The following is a 17,861-nucleotide window of genomic DNA, read 5'->3' as shown; positions in this document are numbered from 1 at the left end:
TACCAATAAGTTAGATTTTGATTATGACCTTCGTTCCTTCACCTTCTACAGACTGTATATGGATGTCACCATCAAGCTGATTCACGATGGATTGAATAATGGATAATCCAAGTCCTAATCCTGAAGTCCCTCTTGATTGATCCACCTTATAAAATGGTTTCATGATCTTTAGCATCTGTTCATCCGTTATACCAATCCCATTATCCTCTACACTAAAATAAACCCTTTTCTTTTCCTTCCACAAGCTCACTGTAATCACACCATAATTTCCTGTGTATTTGTAAGCATTATCCACTAGATTATAGATTAATCGATTCAGCCAAACCTTTTCTATAGGAAGAAAAATCTCTTCTTCACAAATTTTCGTCTTTATATCAATCATCTTCTCATTGTTCGTAAAATAATTTAAACTGTGAGCTAAACAGTCTTGAAAGGATGTCCTTAAATCCCTATGTACATAATGATCCTTGGAAATATACGCTGTTAATCCAGTTGTCATATTACCTAGATCCTGCAGTGCACTATTCATCGTATGAATAACCCTATCCTTGTTTATTTCTGACGTAAAATCATCTTTAGCCAATATATCCATATTCAATCTTATTGTGGATAAAGGAACACGTAAATCATGACTGACCCCTCTTAACAAATCAATACGAATCATCTTCTCCTTAGAAAAATATACTCTTCCCTTCATGATTCCTATAATCAGTAACAGCGCGGATAAGAACAAGATAAACAGCTCCGTATAAAATAACCTAAACAAACTAAACTCCAGGTCCATATTCAACAGTCCGACTATTGCGCTTAATCCTAACAAGGATAACAAACATTTTATGTTGGATTTTTTATAATACTTAACTGTGCACATCAACATAAGAACAAAAGCATACCATACATAATAGTCAAGTGGCATTCCAAAACTCAGTAACAACGGTATGAATATGAATTTTCTATGCTTTCTTTTAATAAGTGTTTCTGAGTAAACGTATAGACTATGCAGCACTAAAATGAGTCCAATTTTAAAATCGAACAATACAGTAGCAGTGGAAGCAGCCAATAGAATGCCCATTAACTCTTTTTGATGGGTTAACAACATAACCACTACAGCTATTATCAGGCTGGCTACAGCAATAATATGAATGGATTCTTTGCATACAATAAAATTATTCAGCATTCTATGACTTCCTGCAAAGTATACCTCTTCATACCGCATGCTCTCTAAATTCCATGTATCATAGGAATTCCTATCTACTTCTGTATAAATACTTACTCGATTGTCGCTATAATCCATTTCATCAATGGAAAACAACATATACTTTCCACCTTGATATTTAGGATAATTTTTGGATTCATTTTGTATAATATGTTCTTTATTCTTGTATACGTTAAAAAGCCTATAAGGATTAAAAATAACAAAATCAACGCTTTTTTGATCTTCAGAATAAACCTCAACTTCCTTAGAAAACCAATGTAACATGGTTACTTTGCTCATATCCAAATCTTTTGTATTTATAAAATTTCCAGCTTCCATATGATGAACTAATCGTTCTGACATGTTATGCTGAAAGACATCTAATCCAAAGCTAAATATAATACTTATGATACTAATAGCTAATAAACGTTTTTTCATTTCATCACCACTAATCTATACCCTTTACCATATACATTTTCTATAAATACTTTGTCGCTTTCCAATTCTTCTATAGTCTTCCTTAACCGTGACATCAATGTGTGAATGCGAAAATTATCTGACTTCTGTACCACTTCCAAATTGTTAATCTCATTCTTGTGAAGAATGCTATTCTCCTTGTATTTATCGAATAGCATTTTTAAAACAATACCTTGGGAATGCTGAATCGCAATCATACTATGTGCTGTAGATAGGGTTAGATTACCTAGATCTAAGATAAGATCACCCATTTGAATAATCAAATGTTCACTTTTTCTTCTCTTGCTGATGGCTTTTAGTTTATACTCTAATTCAAATAACGTGATGGGTTTAATCATATAGTCGTCCGCCCCCATCTCATATGCCATTCTTCTTGTCGTTTGCTCTTCTAGTGCTGAAACGACAATGACCATGGTTTCAGGTTTTTTCTTTATGGTTGGAATCAGTCGATATCCTTTGCCATCTGGTAACATAATATCCAATAGAACCACATCAAAACTCTCACTTTTCATTATTTTTCTAGCATCCATTAGATTACTTGCTACCTGAACATAAAAACTATTTTCTACGATTCTCTTGTATGTCATTAATAGTTTTTTATCGTCTTCAATAATAAGAACATTCATCCTACTACTCCTCTACAATATAATAATCCGCCTCTGAGTAATACTGACTTGAAGAAATGATCTTTAACTTATTCTTCTGAGCAAATGAAGCAATAAAATCAAGTACTTCAGCATTATCTTCCATATCCTCCAATATAGGTCTGTCTATGATGATATACTGACTATCATAATATTTTACCTGAAGATCATGAACCATATCTTCACCAAATCGGTCAATGACATATCCGATCTGTTTATGCCTTACTAATGAATCCCAATGGATAGAAGCAACTGTTCTATCAATGATAAAATAGAGTACCGTCCCCTCTTTCATCATTCTATCCAGCCATGTATAGAAATTCTCAGAGATTAAGGTACGCTCACTTATATGTAAAAACAAAGGCTTCGATTGTTCATGTTTCAAAACTTCTTCAATAAACACCTTATCCAGCTTCGTTTCTATATTCAAATCTTTTACCTTCTTATAGATTAACTCTCTTCTTAATCCATTACACTTAGGATAAACATAGTTCCCCAAATATTGTCCGTCTTTGCCGATAATTTTTCTGTAAACCAGTTGAATGGCTTTACTTGCTATCTTTTTTTTCAGGTCTACATTTCTTGCTAAGTTATTCAGATAAATACTATGCTGTTGCTTCGTATAATAAACCATTTGGTTACTTTTTTTCGCTAGTAATAGACCATTATGCAATTTATCCATAGCTTCTGAGAGTTCTTCTTTATTCATATAATCAACATAGCAGAGGTGATAATTATAGGTTAACATTACCTTATCTATCATCAAACCTTGTATGGCTAATAACCGGTTTTGAAGACGCTCAACCTCTCTAATACTCTCTTTAACAATCAACAGTTGTTTTCTATTGATTAAAGCCATATATTGTCCAGCTATTTGTTCTTTCTTCATATAATCAATAAGATTCTTTAAATACTTATCATATACTTTTCGTCCATAATGAAACCATATTTGATCCTCATCTGAAATCTCAATGAGTACTAAATAAGCATCCTTATGTTTTAACTTCTTGGTAATATATCTCATATTGTATACATCAAACTTATTATCATAATAATAGTTTTTTCTATACCAGCGTGTGAGCATTCTTAATACAATAACGAATAAACATGTACTTACTATATATAACAATATAAGAAAAGAAACATTGGCTTTTGGCTTTTTAGCCACCCGATTATGAACGATGGTTTCTGTGTCTATGATGGTTAAACACTTGTCTATGATTTCAACACATAATGGGTCACGGCTGACAAAATTATTAATATTTGTTTCAATTTTCCCCCTCATACTTAATTGGTTAACGGATTTTTTAGTCTCGTAATATAGCCTTGGTATGATAAGATAATCCAATTTTTTCTTCTTCATATTCTTAACGGCAACATCAATGTTTTTATACTCCATGACACTTATATGTGGCATATTTTCTTTTAAATAGGATGTTGCATTTGGTACACCGTAAACACCAACATTATAATTTGCTAAGTCATAGACTTCATTCACATAACGATAATAGGATCTTGCAACAATAATAATCTCATCCTCAAAAATAGTCTTGGATGTAAAGCGGTCACCCACATCATAATCAACAAAAAAATCAATATCCTTTCTTAATCTTAAATTATCAAGGGTGTCAAACTCATAGACAAAATCCACATCGCAAATAAAAGCTATTTTTTCCAGTATTTCTGGCAGAGGACCTTGGGGATTGTGGGCTTCACCATAGCCATATAAAAAATACTCTGTTGGGAGACCCACCTTAAAAGAACTTTTTTCTTCTAAATAATGACGTTCAACTTGATTGAATTCAATAAAGGATTTCTCGAGTTCGAAAGTAATCACTTCCAATACCAGCACATCCCATTTTTCCTCTTTCAACCGAGTGACTTCTTTGTTTATAATTGAATATAATAGTGGATTTGATTGACTGACACCAACATGATTGCTGCCAGCTGTTATACTTTCAATTGGAAAAAAATACAATCCTCTCATATCCGAATCATAACTTTTTGACGCTAAGAAGCCATCAATTTCACCATGAACATAGGCATTCCTCGTTTCTTCAAATGTATCAAAGACAATAATGGAATCTTTAAAACCTGGAAATTTTGAAACAAATTTATCCAGTAAAGCAACTTCTTTCTCTACACCTATCTTTTTATTCTTTATATCTTCAAATGACTGTATGATATGATTTTGATCAGAATAAATGCCACATGGAATTGGCAAGAATGTATCTGTGAAATAGGCATATTCTTCTCTCTTGGGGATTTTACACATGTTCATGACAATGGGCAGTTTTCCATTCGCCAATAGATACAAGCTATTATTCCATGTGTTCTCATAAATTCTTAACTTTAGCGATGTATCCTCTTCGATCTTCTCACAGAGTTTCTCACAAAATTTTTTCTCTGCAGATGTTGGAAAGTATCCCACAAGAAAAATTGTATCCTTATTTTCACTAATAAATCGTTTCTCCTCATCTGTTAATCCTAATTTATCCACATTTTTATTTGCAAAAAATATAATCATACATGTTAAGCCAATTAAGCTGCATATTAGTCCTATTATTCTTTTCATACTCACACTCCTCGACTAATGATATTACTCGATGTTGTATTGTATTAGAAATCTTAATAAACAGTGATATGATTAACATATTATACCATTTTGAGTGTGATTTTTCTATTAGAATACATGCCATTACGTTCCTATTTGCTTCACAAGTATTTATGAAGTGCGAAGTTTGAGTGAGTATGATAAAAATTAATGGAAGCCTAGTATACAAAACCGTATACTAGGCTATATTATTAAACCTATACCCCAAAATAACTCAATATTACTACCAAGAACACCTCATGATTGATGCATCCTCCACCATGTACATTAATTACTAGGCGATGCTGTAATACTGTAGTATTTGCAATCTGCGTTCCACGATCTCAAACCAAATGCACCACCATATGGATAGGAACTATCGCTTGTATGAAGTACATGGAGATCATCAATAAAGACATTTATATTACGGCCTGTTTTAACAACTTTTAATGTGAATCTATCACCCTTTTTAATGCTATAATTACTTATATTAACTTCTTTTAAGCTTTGCCAATTATAATCGGCTTTTCCAAATATTAAAGTATCTTTGTAAAGGTCTATTCCTACATAATAACCTCTATAATTATCATTACCTTTACTAATGCTTTGAACATTAAAAACAATGCCTGAATTACCGTTATCCTCTTCATCTGAAAGAATTTCCATATCACACTCATACACAGCATCATCTTGGTACCTATAAAGATCTCGGGTATAGAATGTTGGACCGCCTTTATCTTTTAACGCTATTACATAGTCGTCTGAGCTTATCCACTCTTTACCCAAAGTATACGTATATGCATAATTGAATTTATTATCAGCAATAATTTTCCCGTCTGCAACTATTTTAAAATCACGGTTTAGATAGGCGTCTATGTTTGCGTTTATGGTAGTATCATCAAAAGCATATACTTTATTGGTGAAAAATTCACCATCATCAGTATATACATCATAAGTTGATTTATTTGTATCCACCACTACGTACTCAAGTATTTCGTTGGTTTCACTACTTTTATATTGGATAATTTTAAAATCCATTTTATCTTTTTGTCTTGCTCCAAGTTGTTTATATCTATCGTCCTCAAAATCATAATAAGATACGACATTTTCACTAATAAACTCGTAGGTATCAGCTAAAAAGAAGATTTTTGAATAATCATTGAGCGCTTTTGCTTTCCTACCGTTACTCATATGAGTTTTATTAGGTGCCATAATGACTTTTGTATTTCCTGTGTTATTAAAGGTCACTGAGATATTTCCTTGACCATCATCATTGATTGTGTAACCTTGTTTATAGTCATCAGGCTCATTCAGCTTATTATGAATCATTGTATTGGCATTATCAGTCGTGACCATTCCCTCAAGTGTGCATACTAATTCTAAGTCATGAGAATATACATTAACTGAATCTCCTAATGGATATACTAAAAGATAACCTTTGTATTGACTACTTTCAATAAGCACTGCATTCGATACCTTGTATCCCAAATATTCATCTAAGCATGTTGCTTCATTCGTAGCTACATTATAGCTATAATTTTTTACACCATTTTCATCAATTGCATCATCATGGTTTTCAGTATAATAGATTTTCTTATTGTCTTTATCATTTGAAATCACTTTCAAACTTGTGTACTCATTTGCTTTTATTGTATTGCTTTTACCATTTGCAGTATAGGTTACTGTAAAATATTTGCCATAGGAATCAGCTGCATAGGTATACCCTTTTGATAAATCAATTTTTCTGGTACCTTTTATCAGATCCAATTCGTCTTGATACACTCTTTTTACAACGACGATTGCTTGCTCAATACCAGCATTATCTAAAGGATTAAAATTACCATTACTTCCATTCATTATATTATTTTCATTAATATAATCCACTTCTTTTATAAACCAATTAGCCACTAAACTCTTATCATTAGTTGTTAAAATACCATCTGTTGCTTTGATCTCCTCACCAAAATAACCATACACTTTAACTAGGGTTCTATAATACATGGCTGCCATTTCTTGCCTAGTCACTAGATTACCTGGATTCGCCTTACCACTAGACCCTTTCATAATACCAAGGGTATTGGCTTTTAAAACATCTGTATCATTGGAATCTGTAAACGTGTTAGCTGGAGCTTCATTGACTGATTCACCTGTCATAGTCTCATACATCTTAACTACTAATGCAGCAAATTGAGCTCGTGTGATTTGATCGCTTAGATTAACATCCATTAACCTATCAGGCATAAGGTCATAGGCATAAGCTTCCTCAATCTCTGGTTGAGCCCATGTATGGGCCGTGGAAACATCCCAATCTCCAGCATAACTGGTTATCCCTAACACCATAACTAATGCTAAAGAAACGAACATTTTTAAGTATTTCTTTTTCATTTTTTGCCATCTCCTAATCATTATTTTATTTTAAAGTCCAAAAACGCCTTACATTTGTAATCGCTTTTTGTTATACCATACATCACACCCTCGTCAATAATTATTATCTTTTTTTACGGTAAACTGATAAACCCATTGTCGTCCATTACTCCGATCATTGGATTCTCAAATTATAGAACTAGTAGGATAGTTGCTCAACTTCATAGTTCTTAGTTCCTATATGCCATTATACCAATTCAAATAGAAATAATAGTAAAATCTAACCAAATGGTTAGATTTCACTATTATTTATTCTTTAACAACTGTTTTATATAAAGAACTAAACTTTAAAAGATATTTGAAATGCTCTAACTAAATATGGAAAATAATGATTGACACCATATAATACCTATGATAGGTGTAATGATTAAAATATTTTATATGAGAGGTAAACCTTATCGGGAATTAACCTTAGATAGGCAACAATTTTCTTAAGTAATGCCATACATAATTTTCGCCCAAAGGGCGATAAAAAAAAGGGGGGAAGACCTTAGAACCGTTTCGTAGGCTTTGACCCTATTGGGTTTTCACTGGATGGCTATTGATATGGAATTTAGAATAGAGCATTTCTGTTTTGGCTACTAGTTTAGAAAGATATCATATGTATATTGCATACAAGGGTAAGGCGTTCTATGGCAACAATAGAACTAAAGCAGTGAAATGACTATAATGTCAAATTCACTGCTTTTGATTATATAAAATATATTGTAGTGTGGCGATTGATTAGCTGGTCATCACCTTTCACCTATTTTCTTTCCAGTTTCTTTAGTTGCTTTTCAAGATAATCTTATGTAGTCTCACTTGTCCAACTTAGTTCATTCATATGAATTCTCCATAATATCCGTAGTAACTCTCTTTCACTATACGTAATATGGGTTAATAATAAGTTGCAAGTAACTCATCAATCTGAGCAACTAGGTTCAAAAAAGATTTATCATCTATTTGATTTATATATTCACCTAGCCATTTAGTAAGCCCCCTAGGCGTACCTGTTTTTGGAATATTATCATGCATAGCATCAACTTTTATTTTTTCTAATGTTGATCTGAATTCATTAAGAAATTCTATATGCTTTGTTTTAGATATTAATGTGCTCACTCTTATTATTGCTCTCTCTAATAGTTCAATTAATTGGTTCTTATGATTCATACTATCCCCCTAAAATAGAGCTATACATTTTTATATCGTCACTATTAAAATATCAACTGCCACAATAATTTGTATTACTAATATACTCTCATTAATTTCTCTTTTTTCTTCGCCTATTACTTGCCCTCAACCTTTTAATGAATTCTTGTAAGGCATCGTTTTCATTATCAAAAGCATTTTCTGATATTCTATGTTGTCTTTCATCAGTGGTAAACACGATCCAATGGTCATCTTTTAAATCAATGCAAACCTGATTACATTTGACTTTTTTGCTATTATACCAATTATAATAATTTAAACCTTCTTCTCTGATGATCATTAATATTTCATCATTATTCATAGTAGCCTCCTATTATTTATCTTGGTGAAGCTGGCTATGCTCTATAGTTTTTTACGATATTAGTGGCAAACGCCATCACTTATCGACTAATAGGACTGATTATACATTTCTATAAATTTATTGGGTAATCTTAATCTACAATAATGGTCTATAATATCAAGATTACTTTTAATGGATAGTTCATCAGAATTTAGTGAGAGCTTCTTACCAAAGAAATTAATTAAAATACTTTCATGATCGTCTAATACAATACCTCCACCAAATGTACCATATCTCTTATCAATTTGACACTTAAACACAAATGAATCATACAGTATACACTTAATTTGATTTAACTCTGTATCTAAAGAATAATGTCTTGCTTTCTTGCCAAAATGATTTTCTAATATTTGTAACAATTCGTTTAAATCCATATTACCTCTCCTTTATTTAAGTATAACTACCACTATTGCTTTATTAAAGATATGTTTCTAGCCCAAGAAAACCTAACTTACTGAACTAAAATGAATTTTAATTATATAAAAGAGAAGAGGCTATCAAAGGACAGCCCTTATTAAATCTTAGAAATAATTATGTACGATTAATTGCCTTTACACCACTAATTATCATACTTGCTTAACTCAAGAAAATTATGCAAATATTCCTTTCCTAACTCATCTGCTATTATTACATTGTCAATTAATTCTTTATTAATAAGGTAGAAATTATCAAGCTCAAGACTGTAATTTAATGCTACTTGAAATGCCCATAGCTTATCTAAATATGTATTTAATATAATGTATTTTTTATTACCAGCATTGAATATAACCGCTCATCAATTATCTCTATATAATTATATACTACGTTACAGACATTACTTCTACTCTTTTTCTTTATATTTTGGACAAGGCTCTAATCTTTTTAATACTTCTCTTGGTTTCCTCTTTGGATACATTTCGCATACCATAGGATTTTTGTTTTTATACTTACACGTTTCACATTGTAAAACATTAATCTCCCATGCTCCTTTGATATCACTAGTCCATCTTGGTTCGCTCATATGCATTCTCCTTAATTAATAATTTCTACATCTAGAATAAGTTTCCCATTAACTTTTTTAGCACTTTTAATAATCATATCTTGTCCCTTATTAAGTAAAACTTCTACTTCTGAAGGGATAGCACTTAAATTACCAATAAAAGCTCCTTGTGTTCCTGAAGGAACATCAATATTTAGAATAAGGTCTTTATAATTAAATGCTTTATCCTTAATCATACTAGTACTCATAAACGCTTTTTCCGTAATAACTTTACCAACTAATTCATCAACAGGTAAGTTCTTGTATTCACCTAGAGCATCTAGAGATGTGCCTCTAAACAGTGTAATGTCGTTTGGAATACTAGATTTACTCAGTGCTTCTGATAATTCACTAACTATCATTCTGTTTTCTCCTATAAACTCTGGTTCGATACCTCTGAGAACTGCATTTATATTCTCAAAGTGATCATTTCCAGTATATTTTAATATTGCATCTATTTCTGATGTACTTAGAGAATCTTTCCACGTAGAGAAAGCTTGTGAGCCAAATTTTTCTGCATCAACTGCATCAGTGAAATGATTAAAATCAATTGTCTCATTAGCCCCATCCACCATCCAATCAACAACATCCTCCCCATCTATCCTATCAGGTATAACATCCCTCTTAAGATGGGTATCCACTAGGCCATCAAATTTTTTCCTCTGGGTCATGTTCAAGTCATCGAATGGTACATGAACAATCTCGTCATCCAGCATGGTGAATTGATAACCTGTATCGAGTTTTATTGCTTTTTTGACGGTGCTTAGTAGTTCATCTGGTGTCATCTTTAGTATCTTTTTAAGTCCTGTTCCCATCTTCAACACTTGTTTAAATGTACGTCTGAATCCACCATTTTTGATAAATTTTACGATTCCTGCTACGCTTTTTACCGCTGCTCCTGCTTCAATGGCTATCATGATGGTTTCACCAATGAGTGAGCCAATCATATGACCTTTTTCTGCTGGGTCTGCCCCATTGTAAGCTAACTTCCATTCTTCAATGGCTTCTTCAATCATCTGAGCTAACAGCTGTTGTTTTTCAGACGAGAAAGGTACCGCTGCCATAAAAGATAGGAAGGGCAGTATTTGTTCATAATTGGTACATACGGAGTAGATACCTTCAATGGTATCCATAACAGCTTTTAAGGGTGATGTAAATAAGCCATAGAAGAACCCAAATACAAACTCTTCTTTCTCTTCTTTTTTACTTGACCCATAGGTGAACCTTGCCCATTGTAAATAGTGGACGTCTTTTATTTCTTCTGGGAAGTTGTTGTGGTTGATTTCATAGAGAGCGTCCATGGGATAGTAATATGTTTTAAAATAAGCTAAAGCATCTTCACTGGTGTATTTATTTTCGGCTGTGATATTTCCTAGCTTTTTGTCTCTGAATGGTACTGGAGGGATGCTTTCAAAATATGCTTCTGGTAGAAGATTTCCTCGGTCAATCCGTGCGCCCTCTTTCATAAGTTCAATCCAATGCATCAATACCATCATACGGTATTGTTCGGGTAAGGCATCATAAACGAATTCTAAATAGCCTGACCGGTAATAAGCATCATGATTTCTTAGAAACCAGATGATGGCTTCATCAAATTCATAGTCCATGGTGGCGTCTATTTTCCCTTGGCTGTTTTCAATGGGTATGTGCACTTCAGGATAGTCCTTGAATATAGCTTGCATGGTCTTTTTTAAGTCTATAATATCTTGGTCGGTGTACTGCTTATTGGCTCCCCCTCCATCTGCTAGGTGTTCTACGGATGCTCTGCTAAAAGACCGTCTTGGTAGAGGTGCTTCAATACTTGGTGTAGCTTTCCTTGGTGACCCTATTTCATGTTGTGTCCCTTCATCTAATTGATCAAACATGGTGAGCAGGCGTTGTTCCGCTTGGCTATAGGCATGGACTGAGTCTAACATGAATTGTGCTAACATTGCTGCTGCACCTTCCAGTTGATGAAGTTCCTGTAGACATTGTGTAAAGGATTTTTGTACATCTTGTCTATATGTTACATCATCATCCAGTGTATGTTTTATGTACATCAGTTTTTTATAAAAATGACCCATATCTGATGCCATAAGCCTAATGGAAGAAGCCTTGTTACTTAAGCTCTTCGTTTGTACTTTTAGATTACTCAACACATTCCTCCTTATCATAGATTACATATAATGTTCTATCTCCGAACATCTTCACCATATCATTTTTTGCTATGATTTTCAACTGAATCTGACGAACGGTACGTTTGAGAGGATAAACTGCATATTTTCCATTAAAAGCATCTTGTGTTTATGACTTTTTAACATATTTCCCTTAATTGGGATAAACAATGACATCTATAATCTTCCTCAAATGTTACGTCTTTGCTACATCTATCCACAAAAACAGTACGCATACCTGCTATTTTACCGCCTATGATATCTTTCTCCTCGTTGCCCACATAAATCATGTGTTTGGGTAAGGTATCTAAACCTTGAGCTAAACGTTCATATCCTATGGGGTTAGGTTTTCTATACCCTACTTCAACAGATGTCAATAAACAATCTATTAGCTCTTTAAATGGTGATATATCCTTATCTACAAAACCCTTGCCCATACCATAGGGAACATCGGTCAATATCCCAATTTTTATACCTTTACTTTTTAAATAACGCATTATATCAATTGTATCTTGGTATAAATAAGATTTGCGTTGAAAGAAAGTAAAAAATGCTTCTAAAGTTACATCTAGGTAATGTGAATACTCTAAGTCCCAAGCATTTAATATTTCAGTAAATATCTGATCTGCTTTTACCTCAGCGTCTCTTGGGTTAATTCTGGTATTATATGTACATAAAATTTCCTTGGCTATCTTTAAGTCATCACTATCTAATTGTATGTGACATGCATCTGCTACTTTTAACAAAGCTTCTGAATAAAGTCCTTGCCAATTTGATGGCACGTCCTTATAACCTATTAATGTATCGCCTAAATCAAATCCTACAGCCTTAATCAATGAAATCACTCCCTTGGTATTTTAGTTTTTTAAGCCATGTCTTTACTGCTTTTGGGGATTTTAAATAGATGACCTTATTGCCTACGTTTTACCACTTGCAACAATGCCAACAATGAGTATTTTCATTATGATATGCCTCTTTCTTAAAATAATCTGTACATACCTTATTATTGTATCATAAAAAAATGGAATGAATCATTAATTAACACCCAAACCACTTTTCAATCATACACTTGGCTAATAATTATATGATTGCAAATAATGATTAACTGTAATAATATGTATATGACAGCGAATAACAATAATAAAGAGGGTTATTTGTCTACAAGTACTAATCCGTTTTAAACGAATTATACGCCACCCCATAAAACCTCTATTACCTGATAAAAATTCATCTTTTTATGTTATTCAACGTTAAACCCAAAATATTCTTAATTTTACTTTGTCATTTGTCAATATTCCTTTGATTTTTTTAAGTTTTTTTGTCTCTTTTGTAACCTTTTTAAGAGAATCGCCCCTTATATAAATGAAGAGGTCATTCGACCTTATAAAGATATAAAATTATAATTTATAATGAAAGGGAATGATTAAAAATGAGGAAAATGAGAGTAGTAGTATTAACGGTATTAATGTTAAGTATTTTTAGTATTGGAGCTTATGCTCAGACAAATGAAGACACAGTTGTGGAAGAATACAGAACAGGTACTATCCTCTTCCGCTCAGTTAATAGTAGTGATGATTTATTACCATTAATTATTGATAACATAACTGAAAAGCCCACATATATTTCATTAACAACATCATCATATGCTAGTCAGACTGTTGATGAGTTAAAAACAGATATTTACGTACAAAAACTTGTAAACGGTAATTGGGTTGAGTTAAAAAAATATACATTTACAGAATATAACACCAGTTCAATGACGAAAATTGTAAGCCACTACGGCATTGATTCATCCGACACACATCGAGCTATATTTAATCATTATGCAACTCATGAGGGTGTTACACATATGAAACAACATATTACTTCTGCACATTAATAAAAAAAAATAGTTGGTATATACCAACTATTTTTTTATTCTCTCATATTTAATAATACCTCGATAACGTCATTATAATTTGATCCAGTGACTAAAGTTTCTATATCACCTACAGTAAAAATACCTGCTGTTAATTGATCATTATGAAAAATTTGATATTCTATACCTTTACTCTTTATTTTTTCACTCTCGAAAAAGTCATTGTTAAAAGTAACGATTGTTTCAATAGATGAATCACCATTTTCCATATACCTTTGTGTAATATCAATTGTTTGATTATTATCATCAACCAAGTTTATTGCTAAATTAATTTCATTACCCACAATATTTTCTAAGTCATATGATCCTATTTTGATTGGACAGACGTACTGAGTCCCTTGTTCTTCATTAATTCCGTTTACTTTGTTTAAAACTTCCTCATCAAAAGTCACTGTTGTATTATCAACATCTCTTGAATGAAACTGCAATGTCTCACCAGTAATCGTCGTCAACAACCGTTTAAACAAACTAGCATTACTGGATAAATCTAATGATACGATCAGCACCAGAACTACGCTGATGATAAATGCAAGCCTATAAGTTTTTCTAACCCTATATCTTCTTTTCATTGTCTGTTCATGGATGTCGTGATTGAGGTTATTCCAAATTCTATCTTTTACTGTCTCATCTATAGGTATGGCATTCATACTGTTATCTGCATAAGCTCTAAGTCTGCGATCTAATTCATCATACACTTTGTTCTTCTCGTGCTTCATTAATGACCGCTCCTTCCATTTTATCCCATAAGATTTTTCTGGTTCTATGTAACTTAACTTTGGCATAAGGTAAAGATATGCCTAATATCTTCGCTATCTCCCTCAACTTATACCCTTGGGAATGTAATAGTATTAATTCTTTGTCGATAATGGATAACTCTTCTAGTATCTGTGTAATATAGATATCCTCGAATGCTTCTCCAATGATATCTTTATCACTACTTATCTCATCATTAATAGGCGTAGGAAATAAATTATGCCTATTCTTATTTTCCTTTGCCTTCGTAATGGCCATGTTATAGGTAATCTTAAGTATGTAATTGCGAAAATGATCTGTATCTTTTATTCTGTTCATGTTTTTAAAACCGATGCGAAAAGCATCTTGAGCAATTTCTTCGCAATCTTCTTTATTCTTAAGAATCCTATATGATGTCGTATAGACGAGCCTATAATATTTATCATACAAGTATTGATACAAATCTTCATTACCGTTATCGACTTTTAGCATAGTGCCACTCTCCTGTAGTAAATATTACGTGTTAGTTATCATTGACTATACAAAGTTATTTTCTCATTAAACACCATGATTTGTCAAGCAATGTCCTCTATTCCATGGAAATTTTTTATTGAAAACGGTAAATCATACATGAACAACAAAAGACCTTTAATCCATGGGGATTAAAGGTCTTAGTCGTCTAGTTCTCTAATTCATAAATGAAATCATATAATGTTTGAAGAATTTTACCTCTTGTTAATGCTTTTGTAAGGTCTGACTTCTCATCTACGATTTTATAGTATCTTGCTAACCCTACATAACCATTATCTTTACTTGTAATGCCTTCAATCTCTTTGAAGATATCTGATTCTGCTAATTCTTTTTGACCCATGCCGTTGATAATCCATTTTAACAATTGAACCATGGTAACGCCTTTATCTTTGTTAAAGTAGTTAGCATCTTCTATAATACCCATGACAACAGCTTCTTGAATGTATTCATAATATGGATCATCTTCATTGATATCTTTGAATGTTAACTTTTCAATGCTTTTATAGTTACGACTTGCTGATGGTATATAACCGTATTGGCGCTTAAGGGTTAGTACAATCCATTTGATAGCATCTTTTTTCTTAAGTACGCCTGCAGGTGCAAAGTTATCACTGTCAGCTTTTACAAAGCCCATCTTGTTCATCAATTTAATCGCTTTTTCGTAAGTATGACCATCTATATCTTCAAATACCCTTACCTCATCAAATCGACCTTCGAAAACTTCCCCACTATAATGAAGTTTTTTACCTGTTGCTGCATCAATATAATTGAATGGATATGGATTAATACCATATGCTAATACTAATTCTTTTTCTGGAACAATAACGTTCTCTTTTTGTTCTTTTTCCTTATCTTTCAATTGAATCAGGTGCTTATCCACGCCCACTTCTTTGTAGAAGATATTGGTAGCTTCTTCAGCACTGATCATTGTTTTTGGTTGTTCTATTGATAAATTATAACCCCAATTGTAGTAAATGGATGTAAATGTATCTGTGTCAGCATCATATTCCATGTTAAAACCATTTTCATAATAAGGTATATTATTAATGCTACGTGTACCTGTTATGATGGTTCTGTCATCTTCCGTTGTTGCTTCAATGGTTAATTTTTCATTTTTCAATGATGGGAACATTTTAAGCATAAGTGCTTTTGCCTTGTCTTCTACAACCTTTATGTCACTGGTGTCTTTTCCAACAAGCGCTTCTTTTGGTGTTTCACCATCTTTCATAGGATAGATGATCATGTCATTCACACGATACCTTACTTGTAGAACATCCTTGGTTTCTGCATCCATAACAGCACTCGCAAAGAACTGAGGATCTTCTGATTCAATGTTAAAACTCCAGAATTTACCTTCTTCACCGTTATGGTAAGTGCGATAGTGGCTGTAGGCAACCCTACTATCCTTAGTGTCTGTAATTGCAGCAATATGCTCCATAATGATTTTTTCTGCTGCTTCTTTAGAAACAACACCTTCTTCTGGAATGGTTTCTTGACCCATACCACCTGCATCTTTATCAGCCATCTCTTCTTTAGCTGTTTCATTGGTGTATTTTATGTTTCCTCTGTTGTTATAGCCATAAATATCTTCTTCTGTATAGAATTTTTTATTGTGGGCATTCAATAACCCATCTTTCGTTTCATCAAAATAATATACGGGTTTTAATGTTTTTTTATCATCATCGTATACATTAATGTATTTGATTTTTACGGCTTTAAGGTCTTTAAAATATTTCATTGCCTCTTCTGCAGCCAGAATATTTGTTTTCTTATTATAACTGACATCATCCCATTTTTTCTGTAAAGATACGATTTTACCTGTGACGCCTGATACAGATATGGTAATGTAATTATTCAGGAACAGTTCGCCACCTATTTTTCTTGCAAAAATAAACTTATGGTCGTTACTGTTTCGATAAATAGTCGTTAATTTATCATGGTCTTTCTCGTCGATTTCAACGATATCATTTTTGATATCACCATAATGTGCATTGATATAATCCGTTACTGTTTTTTTAACATCTTCTCTTGTGTATGTGAAAACCCTTTTATTGTTACCTTGCCAGGTCTCAAAAGCTAATATTTCACCTGTTTCAGCATCTGCTTGCACATTAATGCTGTCTTCACCTACAGTAAAATATATATGCCATACCTTTTTAAGATACATGTCATCTGTGCTAAGGTTAGTGTCCTCAACCTTATAACCTGCTGGAAGCTTCATCTCTTTGGCAACTTTTTTTACCACATCATCCAATTGGATAATGTTACTCATATCACCTTTTGCCAAGATCGCCTTTTCTACTTCCTCTTTTGCGAGTATTGCCTTTTCTATGGATTCTTTTGCCAATACTGGCTTATCTGTTTTAGCTATTAAGTCCATATTACCTGTAGTAGGTAATCCATTAGCATATATACCTTGTGACAATACGATTACACCTAGTGCTGTTGCTACTGATTTTTTTATCAGTTTTTTCATGGTCTTCAACCTCCTATGTTTTTTGTTTCTTCAAAAGATTAGACGTGAAGCCATGGGAAAAAGTTCCACCTTTTCTTATAAATATTTATCTTTTTTATCTACACACATATTAAGAGGTTAAATACCCTTATTTTTAGCCTTTTACAGCACATAGTAGGAAATAATAGAGGCG

The 17,861-nt window shown here is 32.7% G+C and carries 14 protein-coding genes; 1 reads left to right on the top strand and 13 read right to left on the bottom strand.

Features of this window, described 5'->3' with window-relative positions; all coding sequences use genetic code 11:
- Nucleotides 1-10: 10 nt before the first annotated feature.
- From HZI73_RS04885 to HZI73_RS04840, 10 genes are all read right to left on the bottom strand, one after another.
- On the bottom strand, nt 11-1,633 hold the full coding sequence (locus HZI73_RS04885; protein WP_212697139.1) for a sensor histidine kinase: 1,623 nt from the start codon (nt 1,631-1,633) through the stop codon (nt 11-13).
- A complete protein-coding gene (locus HZI73_RS04880) occupies nt 1,630-2,298 on the bottom strand; it encodes a response regulator transcription factor (RefSeq protein ID WP_212698698.1) in 669 nt (222 codons plus the stop codon). The genes HZI73_RS04885 and HZI73_RS04880 overlap by 4 nt, the downstream gene beginning before the upstream one ends.
- A 4-nt stretch (nt 2,299-2,302) precedes the next feature.
- The gene (locus tag HZI73_RS04875) at nt 2,303-4,891 is read right to left on the bottom strand and encodes a transporter substrate-binding domain-containing protein (protein WP_212697138.1); all 2,589 of its coding nucleotides are present in this window, start codon (nt 4,889-4,891) and stop codon (nt 2,303-2,305) included.
- A 306-nt stretch (nt 4,892-5,197) separates the two neighbouring features.
- The gene (locus HZI73_RS04870) at nt 5,198-7,294 is read right to left on the bottom strand and encodes an S-layer homology domain-containing protein (RefSeq protein WP_212697137.1); all 2,097 of its coding nucleotides are present in this window, start codon (nt 7,292-7,294) and stop codon (nt 5,198-5,200) included.
- A gap of 915 nt (nt 7,295-8,209) precedes the next feature.
- A complete protein-coding gene (locus HZI73_RS04865) occupies nt 8,210-8,482 on the bottom strand; it encodes a hypothetical protein (protein ID WP_212697136.1) in 273 nt (90 codons plus the stop codon).
- Nucleotides 8,483-8,573: 91 nt separating this feature from the next.
- A complete protein-coding gene (locus HZI73_RS04860) occupies nt 8,574-8,822 on the bottom strand; it encodes an Imm59 family immunity protein (protein WP_212697135.1) in 249 nt (82 codons plus the stop codon).
- A gap of 86 nt (nt 8,823-8,908) precedes the next feature.
- A complete protein-coding gene (locus HZI73_RS04855; protein ID WP_212697134.1) occupies nt 8,909-9,235 on the bottom strand; it encodes a hypothetical protein in 327 nt (108 codons plus the stop codon).
- A gap of 446 nt (nt 9,236-9,681) precedes the next feature.
- Nucleotides 9,682-9,861 carry a hypothetical protein gene (locus HZI73_RS04850; protein WP_212697133.1) on the bottom strand — a complete coding sequence of 60 codons (180 nt, stop codon included), beginning with the start codon at nt 9,859-9,861 and terminating at the stop codon, nt 9,682-9,684.
- An 11-nt stretch (nt 9,862-9,872) separates the two neighbouring features.
- Nucleotides 9,873-12,014: an ADP-ribosyltransferase gene (locus tag HZI73_RS04845; RefSeq protein ID WP_212697132.1), complete on the bottom strand. Its 2,142-nt coding sequence runs from the start codon at nt 12,012-12,014 to the stop codon at nt 9,873-9,875.
- Between the two features lie 158 nt (nt 12,015-12,172).
- A complete protein-coding gene (locus HZI73_RS04840) occupies nt 12,173-12,868 on the bottom strand; it encodes an HAD family hydrolase (RefSeq protein WP_212697131.1) in 696 nt (231 codons plus the stop codon).
- 602 nt (nt 12,869-13,470) lie between these two features.
- Here HZI73_RS04840 and HZI73_RS04835 point away from each other — a divergent pair.
- On the top strand, nt 13,471-13,911 hold the full coding sequence (locus HZI73_RS04835) for a hypothetical protein (RefSeq protein ID WP_212697130.1): 441 nt from the start codon (nt 13,471-13,473) through the stop codon (nt 13,909-13,911).
- Nucleotides 13,912-13,946: 35 nt separating this feature from the next.
- Here the strand turns inward: HZI73_RS04835 and HZI73_RS04830 are convergent, their stop codons facing one another.
- The 3 genes from HZI73_RS04830 to HZI73_RS04820 all read right to left on the bottom strand — a co-directional run bounded on the left by HZI73_RS04830 (nt 13,947) and on the right by HZI73_RS04820 (nt 17,689).
- Nucleotides 13,947-14,666, bottom strand: coding sequence for a hypothetical protein (locus HZI73_RS04830; RefSeq protein WP_212697129.1), 720 nt, complete (start codon nt 14,664-14,666; stop codon nt 13,947-13,949).
- Nucleotides 14,638-15,174, bottom strand: coding sequence for an RNA polymerase sigma factor (locus HZI73_RS04825; RefSeq protein ID WP_212697128.1), 537 nt, complete (start codon nt 15,172-15,174; stop codon nt 14,638-14,640). Before HZI73_RS04825 ends, HZI73_RS04830 begins: the two co-directional genes overlap by 29 nt.
- A 187-nt stretch (nt 15,175-15,361) precedes the next feature.
- Nucleotides 15,362-17,689 (bottom strand): S-layer homology domain-containing protein, encoded by a 2,328-nt coding sequence (locus HZI73_RS04820; RefSeq protein ID WP_212697127.1) that lies wholly within the window; start codon nt 17,687-17,689, stop codon nt 15,362-15,364.
- Nucleotides 17,690-17,861: the final 172 nt, after the last annotated feature.

The organism is Vallitalea pronyensis (assembly GCF_018141445.1).
GTDB lineage: Bacteria > Bacillota > Clostridia > Lachnospirales > Vallitaleaceae > Vallitalea > Vallitalea pronyensis.
This window is presented reverse-complemented; position numbering and strand designations above follow the sequence as displayed.